Origin of the sequence: Massilia agilis (assembly GCF_024756255.1) — a bacterium.
GTDB lineage: Bacteria > Pseudomonadota > Gammaproteobacteria > Burkholderiales > Burkholderiaceae_D > Telluria > Telluria agilis.
This window is the reverse complement of sequence record NZ_JANUHB010000002.1, coordinates 60,085-75,684: the sequence shown is the minus strand read 5'-3', so window position 1 is coordinate 75,684 and position 15,600 is coordinate 60,085. Positions and strand designations below refer to the sequence as shown.

The 15,600-nt window shown below is 63.8% G+C and carries 13 protein-coding genes and 3 tRNA genes; 10 read left to right on the top strand and 6 right to left on the bottom strand.

Annotation, left to right across the window (positions count from 1 at the left end; all coding sequences use genetic code 11):
* Positions 1–70 precede the first annotated feature (70 nt).
* The gene (locus NX774_RS07250) at positions 71–1,330 is read left to right on the top strand and encodes a TIGR03862 family flavoprotein (protein ID WP_258821514.1); all 1,260 of its coding nucleotides are present in this window, start codon (positions 71–73) and stop codon (positions 1,328–1,330) included.
* Here NX774_RS07250 and NX774_RS07245 read toward each other — a convergent pair.
* From NX774_RS07245 to hpnC, 6 genes are all read right to left on the bottom strand, one after another.
* The gene (locus tag NX774_RS07245; protein WP_258821513.1) at positions 1,320–2,129 is read right to left on the bottom strand and encodes a GIN domain-containing protein; all 810 of its coding nucleotides are present in this window, start codon (positions 2,127–2,129) and stop codon (positions 1,320–1,322) included. The genes NX774_RS07250 and NX774_RS07245 overlap by 11 nt on opposite strands.
* Entirely contained in the window at positions 2,130–2,858 is a 729-nt protein-coding gene (locus NX774_RS07240) for a DUF1700 domain-containing protein (protein ID WP_258821512.1), read from the bottom strand.
* Positions 2,859–2,875: 17 nt separating this feature from the next.
* Positions 2,876–3,025 carry a hypothetical protein gene (locus tag NX774_RS07235; protein WP_258821511.1) on the bottom strand — a complete coding sequence of 50 codons (150 nt, stop codon included), beginning with the start codon at positions 3,023–3,025 and terminating at the stop codon, positions 2,876–2,878.
* A 32-nt stretch (positions 3,026–3,057) separates the two neighbouring features.
* Positions 3,058–4,458: a hydroxysqualene dehydroxylase HpnE gene (gene hpnE / locus NX774_RS07230; RefSeq protein ID WP_258821510.1), complete on the bottom strand. Its 1,401-nt coding sequence runs from the start codon at positions 4,456–4,458 to the stop codon at positions 3,058–3,060.
* A complete protein-coding gene (gene hpnD / locus NX774_RS07225) occupies positions 4,445–5,278 on the bottom strand; it encodes a presqualene diphosphate synthase HpnD (RefSeq protein ID WP_258821509.1) in 834 nt (277 codons plus the stop codon). Before hpnD ends, hpnE begins: the two co-directional genes overlap by 14 nt.
* A gap of 74 nt (positions 5,279–5,352) precedes the next feature.
* Complete coding sequence (gene hpnC / locus NX774_RS07220) at positions 5,353–6,162, bottom strand: squalene synthase HpnC (RefSeq protein ID WP_258821508.1); 810 nt, start codon at positions 6,160–6,162, stop codon at positions 5,353–5,355.
* A 285-nt stretch (positions 6,163–6,447) separates the two neighbouring features.
* Between hpnC and NX774_RS07215 the strand changes: the two genes are divergently transcribed.
* The 9 genes from NX774_RS07215 to NX774_RS07175 all read left to right on the top strand — a co-directional run bounded on the left by NX774_RS07215 (position 6,448) and on the right by NX774_RS07175 (position 15,573).
* Positions 6,448–6,534, top strand: a tRNA-Leu gene (locus NX774_RS07215).
* A gap of 32 nt (positions 6,535–6,566) precedes the next feature.
* Positions 6,567–7,907, top strand: a complete 1,341-nt coding sequence (gene tig, locus NX774_RS07210; protein ID WP_258821507.1) for a trigger factor — start codon at positions 6,567–6,569, stop codon at positions 7,905–7,907.
* 139 nt (positions 7,908–8,046) lie between these two features.
* Complete coding sequence (gene clpP / locus NX774_RS07205) at positions 8,047–8,664, top strand: ATP-dependent Clp endopeptidase proteolytic subunit ClpP (protein WP_258821506.1); 618 nt, start codon at positions 8,047–8,049, stop codon at positions 8,662–8,664.
* 150 nt (positions 8,665–8,814) lie between these two features.
* A complete protein-coding gene (gene clpX / locus NX774_RS07200; protein ID WP_258821505.1) occupies positions 8,815–10,083 on the top strand; it encodes an ATP-dependent Clp protease ATP-binding subunit ClpX in 1,269 nt (422 codons plus the stop codon).
* 277 nt (positions 10,084–10,360) lie between these two features.
* A complete protein-coding gene (lon, locus tag NX774_RS07195) occupies positions 10,361–12,760 on the top strand; it encodes an endopeptidase La (protein ID WP_258821504.1) in 2,400 nt (799 codons plus the stop codon).
* Positions 12,761–13,031: 271 nt separating this feature from the next.
* Positions 13,032–13,304 (top strand): HU family DNA-binding protein, encoded by a 273-nt coding sequence (locus NX774_RS07190; protein WP_258822715.1) that lies wholly within the window; start codon positions 13,032–13,034, stop codon positions 13,302–13,304.
* Positions 13,305–13,389: 85 nt separating this feature from the next.
* Positions 13,390–13,466: transfer RNA gene (locus NX774_RS07185), tRNA-Asp, on the top strand.
* An 18-nt stretch (positions 13,467–13,484) separates the two neighbouring features.
* Positions 13,485–13,561, top strand: a tRNA-Asp gene (locus tag NX774_RS07180).
* An 89-nt stretch (positions 13,562–13,650) separates the two neighbouring features.
* Entirely contained in the window at positions 13,651–15,573 is a 1,923-nt protein-coding gene (locus tag NX774_RS07175; protein ID WP_258821503.1) for a SurA N-terminal domain-containing protein, read from the top strand.
* Positions 15,574–15,600: the final 27 nt, after the last annotated feature.

Below are 15,600 nucleotides of genomic sequence, written 5' to 3'. Positions count from 1 at the left end.
CGAATGTGCCGTTGTCAAGCATCCTTTACATCGGAAATTGGCGCGGGATCGACTACAATGCGCTCCTCTCATGTCTTTCGTCTGCACCGCCATGTCCACTGCCGCTTCAAACCGTGTTCGCGCCGTCGTCATCGGCGCCGGCCCAGCCGGGCTGATGGCCGCGGAAGTGCTGGCCGCTGGCGGAGCGCAGGTGGACGTGTACGATGCCATGCCCTCGAGCGGGCGCAAGTTTCTCCTGGCCGGCAAGGGCGGGATGAACATCACGCATTCGGAGCCCTGCGAGCGCTTCGTGGCGCGTTACGGCGCCCGGTCGCAGGAGGTAGGCCGCTGGCTCGCCGACTTCACGCCGGAGCAGGTGCGCGACTGGATCCACGGGCTGGGCATCGATACCTTTATCGGTACCTCCGGCCGCGTATTCCCGACCGATATGAAGGCAGCGCCGCTGCTGCGCGCTTGGCTGCACCGGCTGCGCGAAGCGGGCGTGCAGTTCCACATGCGCCATCGCTGGCTGGGCTGGCGCGATGGCGCTCTCTTGTTCGCAACGCCGGACGGCGAGCCATGCGTGAGTAGTCCCGCGACCGTGCTCGCGCTCGGCGGGGCCAGCTGGCCGCGGCTAGGGTCGGATGGCGCGTGGAGCGCCGTACTGGCGCAAAGGGATGTGGCCGTCGCACCCCTCGTGCCGTCCAACTGCGGTTTCGATGCCGACTGGAGCGAACACTTTGCCTCGCGCCATGCGGGCGCGCCGCTGACGACGGTGGCCATCACCTTCGTGAACGCGCAAGGGCAAAAGGAATGGCGCAAGGGCCAGTTCGTGGTCACGTCCACCGGCATCGAGGGCAGCCTGGTGTATGCGCTGTCGGCGCCGCTGCGCGACCAGATCGCCGCCAACGGCAGCACCACGATATGGATCGACCTGGCGCCGGACCACGACGCGGATCGTGTCCTGGCCGAGGTCACGCACCCGCGCGGCTCGCGTTCGATGTCGAGCCACCTGCAAAGCCGCCTCGGCATCAAGGGCGTGAAGGCCGGCCTGCTGCGTGAATGCCTGGATGCGGCTGGCTACGCCGACCCGGTGCGGCTGGCTGGTGCGATCAAGGCGCTGCCGCTGGTGCTCAAGCGTACGCGCCCCGTCGCGGAAGCCATCAGCAGCGCTGGCGGGGTACGTTTCGACGCCGTGGACGGCAGCGGCATGCTGCGCGCCGTGCCAGGCGTGTTCGTGGCCGGGGAAATGCTGGACTGGGAAGCGCCAACCGGCGGCTACCTGCTCACCGCATGCTTTGGCAGCGGACGCGCCGCCGGCCGCGGCGCGCTGGCCTGGCTCAATCGCTGAAGTTCACGTCGCCATTGCCGCTGCGGCTCACGCTGCGCTGCGACGGGTTGCCGAGTACGTCGACGTTGCCGTTGCCGCTGACGGACACCGCCACCGACTTGCGGGCGTTGACCGTGCTGCTGCCGGTGCCGAACTGGCGCACATTGGCCGATTCGGCGCGCAGGTGCCGGGCATCGAGCTCGCCCGAACCCGTGGTTTCGGCCACCAGCTCCAGGCAGCTGCCCGCCAGGGTGATCGAGCCCGAGCCCATCACCTGGGCCTGAACGCGGTCGCTGTTGCCCACGTCAAGGTCCATGTCGCCGCTGCCGTGCAGGCTGACGTTGGCGCGGCGATAGCGGCCGTTGAACTTGAAGGTGCCCGAGCCATCGAGCTGCAGCTCCACCGATTCGCCCGAGAAGCCATCCACGTTGATGTCGCCGCTGCCGTTGACGCGAATGCTGTCCAGTACCGGCAGCACCAGCTCGACCTGCAGCGGGTGACGGTGCGACAGGAGCAGGCCGCGCGGGGCGATGTGCAGGCGGCCGCCGTCTACCGTCGTCTCGATGTTCGCGAGCAGGCGCTGCTCGCCACGCACCGTCATGGACGGGGTCGGACCATAGCGCACCGTCAGGTCGATCGGGCCAGAAAGTTCGATGGCCTTGACCGCCTTGGTAACCGTGCGCGTTTCACTGGCCTGCGCCCTGCGCTCGACGCTGGCGGCGGTGGTCACACCGTGGCCGCGCAGGACGAGGTACATGATGCCGACGAAGATCGCCGCGAGCACCAGCAGGCTGGAACCGATTTTCATCAAGGTGCGCATTCAGCCTCCCTTCAGCAGCGACAGGTTCATCTGCAGGTAGCGCTTGATGCCGATGAAGGTGTAGCGCGTGATGACCAGCGCCGCGAGCAGCAGCGCGATGCCGCCGATGACAAGGCCAACGCCGACCGCTGTCTGCGCGGTGCGCGAGTCGCCCTCCATGTCGTTCACGATGCGCACCGTGCCCGATTCGCCTTCCGTCAGGTCCTTGTCGTCGTCCTTGTGGAACTGCACGCCGAGCGGGCCGATCGTCACCGTGCCGGAACCCCCGCGTTCCTCGACGCGGCGGCCGTTTTCGAACACCACGTGCTTGACCGGCCCCTGGAATACGTACTCGTTGGCGCCTGCCAGTCCGGCCGCCGTGACCACGATGCCCGAGACGTAGAACGCGAAGGCGCAAGCGTAAAGCGCGGTGAGCAGGGCGCCGAACACCGCCGCCGGCACCACCATGAAGAGGTTGAAGATGGCCAGGCCCACCGCCGAGATCACCAGGCGCACCAGGTTCACGGGCGATTTCTTCTCGGTGAACGCGTTCAGGTGGGTGTTGGCGCGCAGCGTCAGCGCGATTTTCTTCGGATCGTCCAGTTCGCGGCCGATCTCTTCCTCGCTGCGACCGCTGGCGACGCCGTCCACGAAACGCTGTTCGTAGTAGGCCAGCGTTTTCGCCTGCGTCTCCGGCGGCAGGCCGATCATGGCCCGCTTGAGCGCGTCGAGGAATTCCATTTTGCCCATTGCGGCAATACTCCGGTTCAGTTATGTGCCACGGCCAGCACCGCCGCGAAGGCCGGCGCGGTACCCGCGTGCGGCGCGCCGATCAGTTCCGGCTTGACCAGCAGGGCGGTGCTGGCGGCCACGAAGAGCAGCAGGCCCAGGGTGCGCAGTCCAAGTTGCAGGTTCATTGCCATTTCATCCATACCAGTTTTCGATGATGCTACTGTACGGATGGGCCGCCGGCGCCGCCATCGGTTTGCGACAGGCTGCGTTTTTTGCGGGGCAGGGCGCGAAACGACAGGATGGCCGTCGCTGCGGCGCGTGCGCTGCGCACCGCCGACTCCAGCGTGGCCGGGTAGTCGCTGGCCGTGTAGTCCCCGGCCAGCACCAGGCCGGGAAGAGGTGTTTCGTTGGCCGGACGGACCAGGCCCGGGGTGCACGCAAAGGTCGCGCGCTTCTCGGTAATGACGCGGCTCCACACAGGCGTGGCAAGCGACGGGTCGCCCAGGCTTGCGGCCAGCTGGGCCGCTACGGCAGTGGCCAGCGCCTGCTGGTCGAGCCCGGACGCGTCACGCGCGGCACTGACCACCACCGACAACAGGCCAGCATGGCCGGCGTCGAGCTGGCCGCGGTCGAATACGAATTGCCCGTAATGGCCCGCCGCCGGGTCGTCCTGCAGGGCGCAGAACGGGAGCGGCAGGCGCAGCCCGGGCCCATATTGCAGGTAGCAGGTGGTGATCGGCTCGTAGCCGAAACCGTTCAGCTGCTCCGCCAGCGGCTGCGCATCAAGCAGCCCCGCCAGCAGGCGCGCGGCCTGGTAGGGCGGCGTGGCGAGGACGACTGCATCGAAACGCTGCCCGCCGGGCAGGAGCGTCCAGCCATCGGCGTCCCGGGTCAGGCCTTCGACACGCTCGCCGGTATGCACTGCGCCGCCGCTGCGCTGCACATATCCGGCGGCGGCAGCCGGGAACAGCGCGCCCAGGTTCTGGCGTGGCAGCAGCATGTCCGACGCGGCGCGGCGCGCGCCGAGGCTGTCGCGCAGCACCGCGAGGAACACCTTGGCCGAGGCGTGCTCGATCGGCGTGTTCAGCGCGGCCAGGCACAGGGGACGCCACATCAGGCGCACCAGGCGCTCGGTCTGGTCGAAGCGTTCGAGCAGCTCGGCCACGCTGCAGTCCACGTTCAGCTGCCAGCCCATCCAGCGCGCGCTGGTGGTAAAGCGCGCCAGGGCCAGCTTGTCCGCGCGCTCGAGGCCCTTTGCGCGCAGCAGCGCCACCAGCATGTGCCATGGCGCGGGCAGGCGCGGCGCAACGAAGTCCATGCCGCCGGAGGCCTCGGGATAGCGCATCTGCAGGGGCAGGCGCAGCAGGCCGGCGGCGGGATCGACGCCCACCAGCCGCAGCATGCGCAGCGTCTCGCTGTATGCGCCCAGCATGATGTGCTGGCCGTTGTCGAGGATGTGACCCTCGACCTCGACCGCGCGTGCCCGCCCGCCCAGCGCGCGGGCCGCCTCGAACAGGGCCACCGTGCAGCCGGCGCGCGCCAGCTCGGCGGCTGCCGCGCAGCCGGCCCAGCCGCCGCCGACGACGGCGACCGACAGGCTGCTTTTAGCCGCGCACATAGGTCTTCCACGCCAGCCACAGCTTGCGCAGCGGCGTGAGCGAGATGCGCTGGGTCAGGACGTGGAAGCGGTCGCGCTCGATCTCGTCGAGCAGGGTGCGGTAGATCGACGCCATCATCAGGCCCGGGCGCTGGGCGCGCCGGTCTTCCTTGGGCAGCAGCGCCATCGCCTCGTCGTAGTAGCCGCGCGCGCGCTCGGTCTGGAACTGCATCAGCGCCTCGAACTTGTCGCTGTGGCGCGCGTTCAGGATATCGGCCGCCGTCACGCCGAACTGCTGCAGTTCATTCACCGGCAGGTAGATGCGGCCCTTGCGCGCATCTTCGCCCACATCGCGGATGATGTTCGTGAGCTGGAACGCCAGGCCCAGCTTCTCGGCGTATTCCAGCGTCCTGGAACTCGTGGCGCCAAAGATGCTGGCCGAAAGGATGCCGACGACGCCGGCCACATGCCAGCAGTAGTTCTTCAGGCCCGCGAAGTCCAGGTAGCGGCTCTGGTTCAGGTCCATCTCCATGCCGTCCACGATCGCCAGCAGGTGCTTTTCTTGCAGGTTGTGGGTGGCCAGGTGCGGCTTGAGCGCCTGCGTCACGGGGTGCGTGGGCGTGCCGCGGTACATGGTTGAGATCTCGTTGCGCCACCACGCCAGCTTGATGCGCGCGACCGATTCGTCGGTGGCGTTGTCCACCGTGTCGTCCAGCTCGCGGCACAGGGCATACAGCGCGGTGATCGCGCGGCGCCGCTCCGGCTCCAGGAACAGGAAGCTGTAATAGAAGCTGGAGCCGCTCTGGACGGTCTTTTGCTGGCAGTATTCGTCGGGGGACATGTAAACACAAACAAATGTGGCGAATCCGCTATCTTAGCCGATGCGGGCGGGTAGCAGAACAGCAGGCTGGCCGTTCACATGCGCAGCGCGCGCCAGGCGATGGTCATCCAGTCGCCCGCGGCCAGCTTGGGGCGATGCCGGAACACGTCGTAATTGGCCTGTTCGATCGCTTCCAGGATGCGCAGGCCGCCCTGGACCACCATGCGCAGCTCCCAGCCGATCCGTCCCGGCAGCCGCCGCGGCAGCGAAGCGCCTTCCAGCATCAGCGCGCGCGAGCGCTCCACCTCGAACGCCATCAAGGCGCGCCAGCCACCGCTGGTATCGCCACGCACGATCTGGTCCTCGGCCACGCCAAAGCGCGCCAGGTCTTCTTGCGGAATGTAGATGCGGCCTTTGGCGATGTCGATCGCCACGTCCTGCCAGAAGTTGATCAGCTGGAGCGCGGTGCAGATGGCGTCGGATTCGCGCAGGCTGGTCGCGTCCGTGCTGCCGTAAAGCGCCAGCATCAGCCGGCCGACCGGGTTGGCCGAGCGGCGGCAGTAGTCGAGCAGGAGGGCGTAATCGGCGTAGCGCGGGGTGACCACGTCCTGCTTGAAGGCCGACAGCAGGTCGCGCATTGGCTGCAGCTGCAGGTGGTACTGCGCCACCACGGCGGCCAGGCGCGCAAACATCGGGTCGGCCTGCGGCTCGCCGCGCCCGATTGCATCGAGCGCCGACTCGTAGGCCGACAGCGCCGCCACGCGCTCGCCGGGCGCGGCGTCGCCTTCGTCGGCCAGGTCGTCGGCGCTGCGCGCGAAAGCGTAGATGGCCTCGACCGCCGGCACCAGGCGGCGCGGCAGCAGGAACGAAGCGACGGGGAAGTTTTCGTAGTGGTCGACCGCCATGCTGGAGGAATAAGTGATTTTGAATTCGCTGCATTATATGGCGCAGCATCGACGGGTAGGGTGGGCAGGTCTTCCTGCCCACGCGTTCAACCGGCCGCACCTCCACCGCACAATTTTTCGTTGAACGCGTGGGACCACACTGCACAGCAAAATTCGCTCCCAATCGTGTCAGAAAATCCAGTAAAATAGCCGGTTGAAGTTGTAGCCCCTAAACAGAGGAGTGCAGGGCGGCCGGTTTCACTGTCGGGCGCCCTTTGTTTTTGTGGCAAGATGCAGCAATCCTGCGCGAGGATGGCGAAATTGGTAGACGCACCAGGTTTAGGTCCTGACGCCAGCAATGGTGTGGGGGTTCGAGTCCCCCTCCTCGCACCACGAACAATTCATTTTTTTGGACGATTTTTACAATGGCAACTGCAGTCGAAACCCTGGGTAAACTCGAGCGTCGCTTGACCATCTCTGTTCCGGTCGCGGACGTGCGTACGGAAGTTGACAAGCGCCTCAAGCAGCAGGCTAAAACCGCCCGCGCGCCCGGCTTCCGTCCCGGCAAAGTGCCCCTGAAGATGGTCGCTGCCCAGTACGGCTACCAGATCGAATCGGACGTGCTCAACGACAAGGTCGGCCGCGCGTTCAACGAGGCAGCCACCGAAGCCCAGCTGAAAGTTGCCGGCTTCCCGAAAATCGAGCCGAAGCAAGACGCGCCGGAAGGCATGCTGGCTTTCGACGCCACCTTCGAAGTCTATCCGGAAGTCGTGATCCCGGACCTGGCCAACGTCGACGTCGAGACCGTCAAGACCGAAGTCACCGACGCTGAAATCGACAAGACCATCGACATCCTGCGCAAGCAGCGCGTGCACTTCCACCCGAAAGGTGAAGCAGGCGAGCACGGCACCGGCGGCGAGCCGGTGGCTGCCAACGGCGACCGCGTGACCGTGGACTTCGTCGGCAAGATCGACGGTGAAGAGTTCGCCGGCGGCAAGGCCGAAGACTACGCGTTCGTGCTGGGCGAAGGCCGCATGCTGCCGGAATTCGAAGCTGCCACCGTCGGCCTGAAAGTGGGCGAATCGAAGACCTTCCCGCTGCCGTTCCCCGAGGACTACCACGGCAAGGACGTGGCCGGCAAAACCGCCGAATTCACCATCACCCTGAAGAAGCTCGAGTGGGCCCACATGCCGGAAGTGGACGCCGAGTTCGCCAAGTCGCTGGGCATCGAGAACGGCGACATCGCCAAGATGCGCGAAGACATCAAGGTCAACCTGGAGCGTGAAGTCGGCGCCCGCATCAAGTCGCGCAACAAGGAAGCCGTGATGGACGCGCTGGTCAAGGCCACCGAGCTGGACGTGCCGAAAGTCATGATCGAGCAGGACTCGCAGCGCCTGGCCGAAATGACCCGCCAGGACATGGCCCAGCGCGGCATGGACGTGAAGAACCTGCCGATGCAGAACGAATGGTTCGCTCCCAAGGCCGAGCGCCGCGTGCGCCTGGGCCTGATCCTGGGCCAGCTGGTCAACGACAACAACCTGCAAGCCACCTCGGAGCAGGTCAAGGCCCAGATCGAGGACTTCGCACAGTCGTACGAGGACCCGAAGGAAGTGTTGAAGTACTATTACAGCGATCGCCGCCGCCTGGCCGAAGTCGAAGCTCTTGTATTGGAAGATAACGTCGTTAACTATGTGCTCGGCAAGGCGAAAGTGGCGACCAAGGACATCGCTTTCGATGAATTGATGGGCAGCAACGCTCAGGCTTAATTGCTGCAGTAAGCTGCTCTTTTCGAGCATCAGAACCGTCGTTCCCGCGGAGGCGGGAACCCATGCTGAGCGTGACGTCACGCGCCCTATGGGTTCCCGCCCCGCGGGAACGACGTTTCCAACTTACAAGGAACACAACATGTACCGTAATCCGGCATTGGACACTCAAGCACTCGGCCTCGTGCCGATGGTGGTCGAACAGAGCGGCCGCGGCGAGCGCGCATACGACATCTATTCGCGCCTGCTCAAGGAGCGTGTCGTCTTCCTGGTCGGCCCCGTGAACGACCAGATGGCCAACCTGATCGTCGCCCAGCTGCTGTTCCTGGAAAGCGAGAACCCGGACAAGGACATCTCGCTGTACATCAACTCGCCGGGCGGCTCGGTTTCGGCCGGCCTGGCGATCTTCGACACGATGAACTTCATCAAGCCGGACGTCTCGACCCTGTGCACCGGCCTGGCCGCGTCGATGGGCGCGTTCCTGCTGGCCGCCGGCGCCAAGGGCAAGCGCTTCTCGCTGCCGAACTCGCGCATCATGATCCACCAGCCGTCCGGTGGTTCGCAGGGCCAGGCTTCGGACATCGAGATCCAGGCCAAGGAGATCCTGTACCTGCGCGAGCGCCTGAACCGCCTGCTGGCCGAGCGCACCGGCCAATCCATCGAGCAGATCCACAAGGATACCGACCGCGACCGCTTCATGTCGGGCGACGAGGCGGTGGAATATGGCCTGATCGACAAGGTCCTGACCAACCGCGCTTGATGCATCCCACAACGTGTTGCTGAAAAACGCCCGGACGCGAGCACGTTCGGGCGTTTCGTTTTTATTTCGGGTAGCATGAGCGTGTCGTGCGCACTTGTTGCGCCCTCGTATTAGCGTTATATTCATAGCAATTCAACAGAATCCTGCCCCATGTCTGACAAAAAATCCTCTAGCGGCGAAAAACTTCTGTACTGCTCGTTCTGCGGCAAAAGCCAGCACGAGGTAAAAAAGCTCATCGCAGGCCCTTCGGTCTTCATCTGCGACGAGTGCATCGACTTGTGCAACGACATCATCCGTGACGAGACCTCGAACGTGGAATCGGTGGCCGGCGCCAAGTCCGACCTGCCGACCCCGCACGAGATCGCCGCATTGCTGGACCAGTACGTGATCGGCCAGCAAACCGCCAAGCGCATCCTGTCGGTGGCCGTGTACAACCACTACAAGCGCCTGAAGCACATGGGCAAGAAGGATGACGTCGAGCTGGCCAAGAGCAACATCCTGCTGGTCGGTCCCACCGGCTCCGGCAAGACCTTGCTCGCGCAAACGCTGGCCCGCATGCTCAACGTGCCGTTCGTGATCGCCGACGCTACCACGCTGACCGAAGCCGGCTACGTGGGCGAGGACGTCGAGAACATCATCCAGAAGCTGCTGCAAAGCTGCAATTACGAAGTCGAAAAAGCCCAGCGCGGCATCGTCTACATCGACGAGATCGACAAGATCTCGCGCAAGAGCGACAACCCGTCGATCACCCGCGACGTGTCCGGCGAAGGCGTGCAGCAGGCCCTGCTCAAGCTGATCGAGGGCACCATGGCCTCGGTACCGCCGCAGGGCGGGCGCAAGCACCCGAACCAGGACTTCGTGCAGATCGACACGACCAACATCATGTTCATCTGCGGCGGCGCGTTCGACGGCCTGGCCAAGATCATCCAGAACCGTTCTGAAAAGAGCGGCATCGGCTTTGCCGCCAGCGTCAAGAGCCAGTCCGAGCGTTCGACCAGCGACCTGCTGATGGAAGTGGAGCCGGAAGACCTGATCAAGTTCGGCCTGATCCCGGAACTTGTTGGCCGTCTGCCGGTCGTAGCTACCCTCAGCGAGTTGACCGAGGAAGCGCTGATCCAGATCCTGATCGAGCCCAAGAACGCGCTCATCAAGCAGTATTCCAAGCTGCTGGAAATGGAAGGCGCCGAACTGGAGATCCGCCCGGCCGCACTGCACGCCATTGCGAAAAAGGCACTGGCACGCAAGACCGGCGCGCGCGGCCTGCGCTCGATCCTGGAGCATGCGCTGCTGGACGTGATGTACGAGCTGCCGAACCAGCAGAACGTGATCAAGGTCGTGATCGATGAGAATACGATCACGAATGGCGCCAAACCGCTGATGATTTATAGCGAACCAGCAAAGGCTTCCGGCGAAAACTAAAATTTCCCGGCGCACACACAACAAAAGGGGTTGATCCGCCGAGTTTTGGCGGTACAATTTTCCTCAATAAAAGACGCAGGCTTCAATCGAAAAGCCACTCTCGCGGCGCCGTTCGCGAAGGTGGCTTTTTTCATTCCAGCGGCATCTTTTATTCGAACGACATTTGGTGCGGCAAGTTAATGATCCTTTACTTGTAGAAAATTTTTTCCCTTCGCGGCCCCTTGTTTTTGGCCGCGGGCGCCCAACATCGTCAACAAGCTTTTCTATAAGGTATGCCATGACAACTTCGAAATTAACCGAACAAACGACGCTGCCCCTCCTGCCGTTGCGCGACGTGGTCGTGTTTCCGCATATGGTGATACCGCTGTTCGTTGGCCGCCCCAAATCGATCAAGGCCCTGGAGGCCGCGATGGAGCAGGGCAAGAGCATCATGCTGGCTGCCCAAAAGGCCGCCGCCAAGGACGAACCCTCCGCCGCAGACATCTACGAGATCGGCTGCGTGGCCAATATTCTGCAAATGCTCAAGCTGCCGGACGGCACCGTGAAGGTGCTGGTCGAAGGCGCCCAGCGTGCGCGCATCGACCATATCAGCGACACCCCGAGCCACTTCGTGGCCGAGCTGACGCCGCTGCAATCGGAAATCGGCGACGATTCCGAAGTCGAAGCCATGCGCCGCGCGATCGTCCAGCAGTTCGACCAGTACGTCAAACTGAACAAGAAAATCCCGCCCGAGATCCTGGCTTCGCTGGCGGGCATCGATGACGCCGGCCGCCTGGCCGACACGGTCGCCGCGCACCTGCCGCTCAAGCTCGAGCAAAAGCAGGTGATCCTCGAGATCTTCAACGTCGCCAAGCGCCTTGAGCACCTGCTCGGCCAGCTTGAGGGCGAGCTCGACATCCTGCAGGTCGAAAAGCGCATCCGTGGCCGCGTCAAGCGCCAGATGGAAAAATCGCAGCGCGAGTACTACCTGAACGAACAGGTCAAGGCCATCCAGAAGGAACTGGGTGAAGGCGAAGAAGGCGCCGACATCGAGGAACTGGAGAAGAAGGTGATCGCCGCCAAGATGCCGAAGGAGGCAATGGACAAGGCGCAGGCCGAGATCAAGAAGCTCAAGCTGATGTCGCCGATGTCGGCCGAAGCGACCGTGGTGCGCAACTACATCGACACCCTGGTCGGCCTGCCGTGGAAGAAAAAGTCCAAGGTCAACAACGACCTGGAAAACGCGCAGAAGGTGCTGGACTCGGACCACTTTGGCCTGGAGAAGATCAAGGAACGCATCCTCGAGTACCTCGCGGTGCAACAGCGCGTGGACAAGCTCAAGGCCCCGATCCTGTGCTTCGTCGGCCCCCCGGGCGTGGGCAAGACCTCGCTTGGCCAGTCGATCGCCAAGGCGACCAACCGCAAGTACGTGCGCATGGCGCTGGGCGGGGTGCGTGACGAGGCCGAGATCCGCGGCCACCGTCGTACCTACATCGGCTCGATGCCGGGCAAGGTGCTGCAGTCGCTGGCCAAGGTCGGCGTGAGGAACCCCTTGTTCCTGCTGGACGAGATCGACAAGATGGGCGCGGACTTCCGCGGCGACCCGTCGTCGGCCCTGCTCGAAGTGCTGGACCCGGAACAGAACCACACGTTCTCGGACCACTACATCGAAGTGGACTTCGACCTGTCGGACGTGATGTTCGTGGCGACCTCGAACTCGTTCAACATTCCGCCGGCGCTGTTGGACCGGATGGAAGTGATCCGTCTGTCCGGCTACACCGAGGACGAGAAGACCAGCATTGCGCTGCGCTACCTGCTGCCCAAGCAGATGAAGGCCAACGGGCTGAAGGAAGACGAGATCAAGGTCGACGAGTCGGCGATCCGCGACATCATCCGCTACTACACCCGTGAAGCGGGCGTGCGTTCGCTCGAGCGCGAAGTGTCCAAGATCTGCCGCAAGGTGGTGAAGATGCTGCTCCTGAAGAAGTCGGACAAGAAGGTGGCCGTCAGCGCCAAGAACCTGGACAAGTTCCTGGGCGTGCGCCGCTACGACTTCGGCGTGGCCGAGAAGCAGAACCAGATCGGCCAGGTGGTGGGCCTCGCATGGACCGAAGTGGGCGGCGACCTGCTCACCATCGAAGCGGTCAACGTGCCGGGCAAGGGCCAGATCATCCGTACCGGTACGCTGGGCGACGTGATGAAGGAGTCGATCGAGGCAGCCCGCACCGTGGTGCGCAGCCGTGCGCAGCGCCTGGGCATCAAGGGCGAGGTGTTCGAGAAGAGCGACATCCACATCCACGTGCCGGAAGGCGCGACGCCGAAGGACGGTCCGTCCGCCGGTATCGCGATGACCACGGCGCTTGTGTCGATCTTCACCGGCATCCCGGTCCGCGCGGACGTGGCGATGACGGGCGAGATCACCCTGCGTGGTGAAGTGCTCCCGATCGGCGGCCTGAAGGAGAAGCTGCTGGCGGCGCAGCGCGGCGGCATCAAGACCGTCTTGATCCCGGAGCAGAACGTGAAAGATCTGGCCGAGGTTCCTGACAACGTCAAGAACAAGCTCGAGATCATTCCGGTGCGCTGGATCGAGAAGGTGCTGGAAGTGGCCCTCGAGCGCCAGCCGGCCCCGCTGGTCGAAGTGACCCAGGTGCCGGTGACGGCAACCCCGGAGGCACAAGGCGAGGTGGTCAAGCACTAAGCCGGTATCATCGGCAACTGAAGCAGGCGCCCGCGTGGCGCCTGTTTTTTTGTAGGGTGGGCAGGTCTCCTGCCTACGCGTCCAGGCGGTGCCAGGCTGGCCCGCGGGCTGTTCAACGCCGCTTGAACGCGTGGGCAGAATCTGCCCACCCTACACCCTAATTCGTGGCTCCCGGGCCTTCTGACAAGCGATGTTGCTTGACACAATCATTTCATCGCTTGTTTAATACGCGCTTGCACTTTTGCGCCAAGCCGAAAGAAGAGGGAAGAGAGTGAACAAAACAGAACTGATCGAAGAAATCGCGAAGTCCGCCGACATCACCAAGGCATCGGCAACCCGCGCACTCGACGCCATGCTCAACGCCGTGACCGAAACGCTGAAAAAGAACGACAGCGTGACCCTGGTCGGCTTTGGCACCTTTACCGTTGGCGAGCGCGCCGCGCGCACCGGCCGCGACCCGCGCACCAAGGAAGCCATCAAGATCAAGGCCGCGCGCGTACCGAAATTTAAGGCTGGTAAAGCGCTAAAAGATGCTGTAAACTAATGCTTCTTCGCTGCTGTGACAGCAGCGAGAATGTTTGGCGTGCAGAGCCTCGGGCCGCCACCGAACATGCAGCAAGTATTTTTGTGGAGCGGTAGCTCAGTTGGTTAGAGTATCGGCCTGTCACGCCGAGGGTCGCGGGTTCGAGCCCCGTCCGCTCCGCCACAAGATACGACAGAATTTGGAGCGGTAGCTCAGTTGGTTAGAGTATCGGCCTGTCACGCCGAGGGTCGCGGGTTCGAGCCCCGTCCGCTCCGCCAAATTCGAAAAAGAGGGCGAACGAGAGTTCGCCCTTTTTTTTAAGTTATGCTCCGAGAAGCGTGTCCACTCAACGAATGAATGGCTGACCATGTTTGAATTTATCCGTACTCACCAGCGCCTGATGCAGATCCTACTGGCCTTGCTGATCGTGCCGTCGTTCGTCCTGGTCGGCATCAGCGGCTACGAAAGCCGCGGCGGCGGCGCCGACAGCGTTGCTACCGTCGATGGGCAGGCGATCACGCGCCAGGAGTGGGAAGCGGCGCAGCGCAAGCAGATGGACCAGTATCGCCAGATGATGGGCCCGCAGTTCGATCCGAAGATGCTCGAGACGCCGGAAGCCAAGCAGGCGATCCTCGACAACCTGGTCGCCGAGCGCTCGATCGGCCGCGAGATCGCCAAGACCCACATGACGATCAGCGACGCCACGCTGCAAAAGACCATCCTGGGCATCCCGAGCTTCCGCAAGCCCGACGGCAGCTTTGACAAGGACGCCTACCTGGCCGTGCTGCAGTCGCAAGGCATGAGCCCGCAGATGTTCGAAGCGCGCATGCGCCAGGACATGGCCGTGCAGCAGCTGGCCGGCTCGGTGCAGGCGACCGCCTTCGTGCCGCGCAGCGTGACCACGCGCCTGTCCGACATCAACGACCAGGAGCGCGAAGTCGAAGAGCTGATGTTCCCGGTGGCCGATTACGCGTCCAAGGTCAACGTCACGCCGGAGATGGTGAAGGCTTACTACGACAAGCATCCGGATCAGTTCCAGGTGCCGGAACAGGCCAAGGCCGAGTACATCGTGTTCGATGCCGCCGCTGTCGAGAGCCAGGTGTCGGTCAGCGACGCCGAGGTGGCCGATTTCTACAACAAGAACAAGCAGCGCTTCGGTACCGAAGAAAAGCGCGCCGCAAGCCACATCCTGATCGCGACCAAGAAGGGCGCTTCGAAGGCCGAGATGGACGCTGCCAAGGCCAAGGCCGAGCAGGTGCTGGCCGAAGTGAAGAAGAACCCGAACGACTTCGCGAAGATCGCCAAGAAGGAATCGCAGGACCCGGGCTCGGCCGAGCTGGGCGGCGACCTGGGCACGGTGGAGAAGGGCGCCTTCGTCAAGCCGGTGGAAGACGCGATCTACGCGCTCAAGGAAGGCCAGGTCAGCGACCTGGTGCAGTCTGAATTCGGCTACCACATCATCAAGCTCACCTCGCTGAAGCCGGCGGCGCAAAAGACGCTGGAGGAAGCCAAGCCCGAGATCGTGGCCGAGCTGAAGAAGCAGAAGATGTCGAAGAAGTATTCGGAGCTGGCAGACATCTTCACCAACACCGTGTACGAGCAGGCCGACAGCCTGAAGCCGGCTGCGGACAAGCTGGGCCTGAAGATCGAGACCGTCAGCGGCCTGACCCGCAAGCCGAACCCGGCCCTGGGTCGCGCACCGTACAACAACGAGAAGTTCCTTACCGCGCTGTTCTCGGTTGACTCGATCAAGAACAAGCGCAACACCGAAGCGGTGGAAGTCGCGCCGAGCACGCTCATCGCGGGTCACGTGGTCGAGTTCAAGCCGGCCGCCAAGCGTCCGCTGTCGGAAGTGGAAGCACAGATCCGCCAGGTGGTGACGCAGGAAGAAGAGATGCGCCTGGCCAAGCAGGCCGGTGAAGCCAAGATGGCCGCTGCCAAGGCATCGGGCGACGCCGCTGGTTTCAGCGTGCCGAAGGTGGTCTCGCGCACCAAGGAGCCGCAGATCAACCGCGTTGCCGCGATGGCCGTCATCAAGGCGGACGTGAGCAAGCTGCCGGCCTACGTTGGCGTGGAAGTGCCGGGGCAGGGCTACGGCGTGTACCGCATCTCGAAGGTCTCGCAAGCCGCGCAGCCGGACCAGGCGCGCCGCAAGCAGGAAGCCGAGCAGATCGCACAGGTGCTGGGCCAGGCCGAGATGTACGGCTACATCGAGGCGCTCAAGCACAAGGCCAAGGCCAAGGTGACCGCCAAGGCGGCTGACCTGGGCGCGAAGAACGAAGCCGAATAAGCGCTTCTCGCTTGACGTGAAAAAGCC

Bases quoted from the DNA above. Each gene is read 5' to 3' on its own strand.
- hpnC (WP_258821508.1), bottom strand. From the start codon at position 6,162: ATGGCGGTCGACCACTACGAAAACTTCCCCGTCGCTTCGTTCCTGCTG.
- NX774_RS07175 (WP_258821503.1), top strand. From the start codon at position 13,651: ATGTTTGAATTTATCCGTACTCACCAGCGCCTGATGCAGATCCTACTG.
- NX774_RS07235 (WP_258821511.1), bottom strand. From the start codon at position 3,025: ATGAACCTGCAACTTGGACTGCGCACCCTGGGCCTGCTGCTCTTCGTG.
- NX774_RS07240 (WP_258821512.1), bottom strand. From the start codon at position 2,858: ATGGGCAAAATGGAATTCCTCGACGCGCTCAAGCGGGCCATGATCGGC.
- hpnD (WP_258821509.1), bottom strand. From the start codon at position 5,278: ATGTCCCCCGACGAATACTGCCAGCAAAAGACCGTCCAGAGCGGCTCC.
- clpP (WP_258821506.1), top strand. From the start codon at position 8,047: ATGTACCGTAATCCGGCATTGGACACTCAAGCACTCGGCCTCGTGCCG.
- tig (WP_258821507.1), top strand. From the start codon at position 6,567: ATGGCAACTGCAGTCGAAACCCTGGGTAAACTCGAGCGTCGCTTGACC.
- NX774_RS07245 (WP_258821513.1), bottom strand. From the start codon at position 2,129: ATGCGCACCTTGATGAAAATCGGTTCCAGCCTGCTGGTGCTCGCGGCG.
- NX774_RS07250 (WP_258821514.1), top strand. From the start codon at position 71: ATGTCTTTCGTCTGCACCGCCATGTCCACTGCCGCTTCAAACCGTGTT.
- hpnE (WP_258821510.1), bottom strand. From the start codon at position 4,458: ATGTGCGCGGCTAAAAGCAGCCTGTCGGTCGCCGTCGTCGGCGGCGGC.
- lon (WP_258821504.1), top strand. From the start codon at position 10,361: ATGACAACTTCGAAATTAACCGAACAAACGACGCTGCCCCTCCTGCCG.
- clpX (WP_258821505.1), top strand. From the start codon at position 8,815: ATGTCTGACAAAAAATCCTCTAGCGGCGAAAAACTTCTGTACTGCTCG.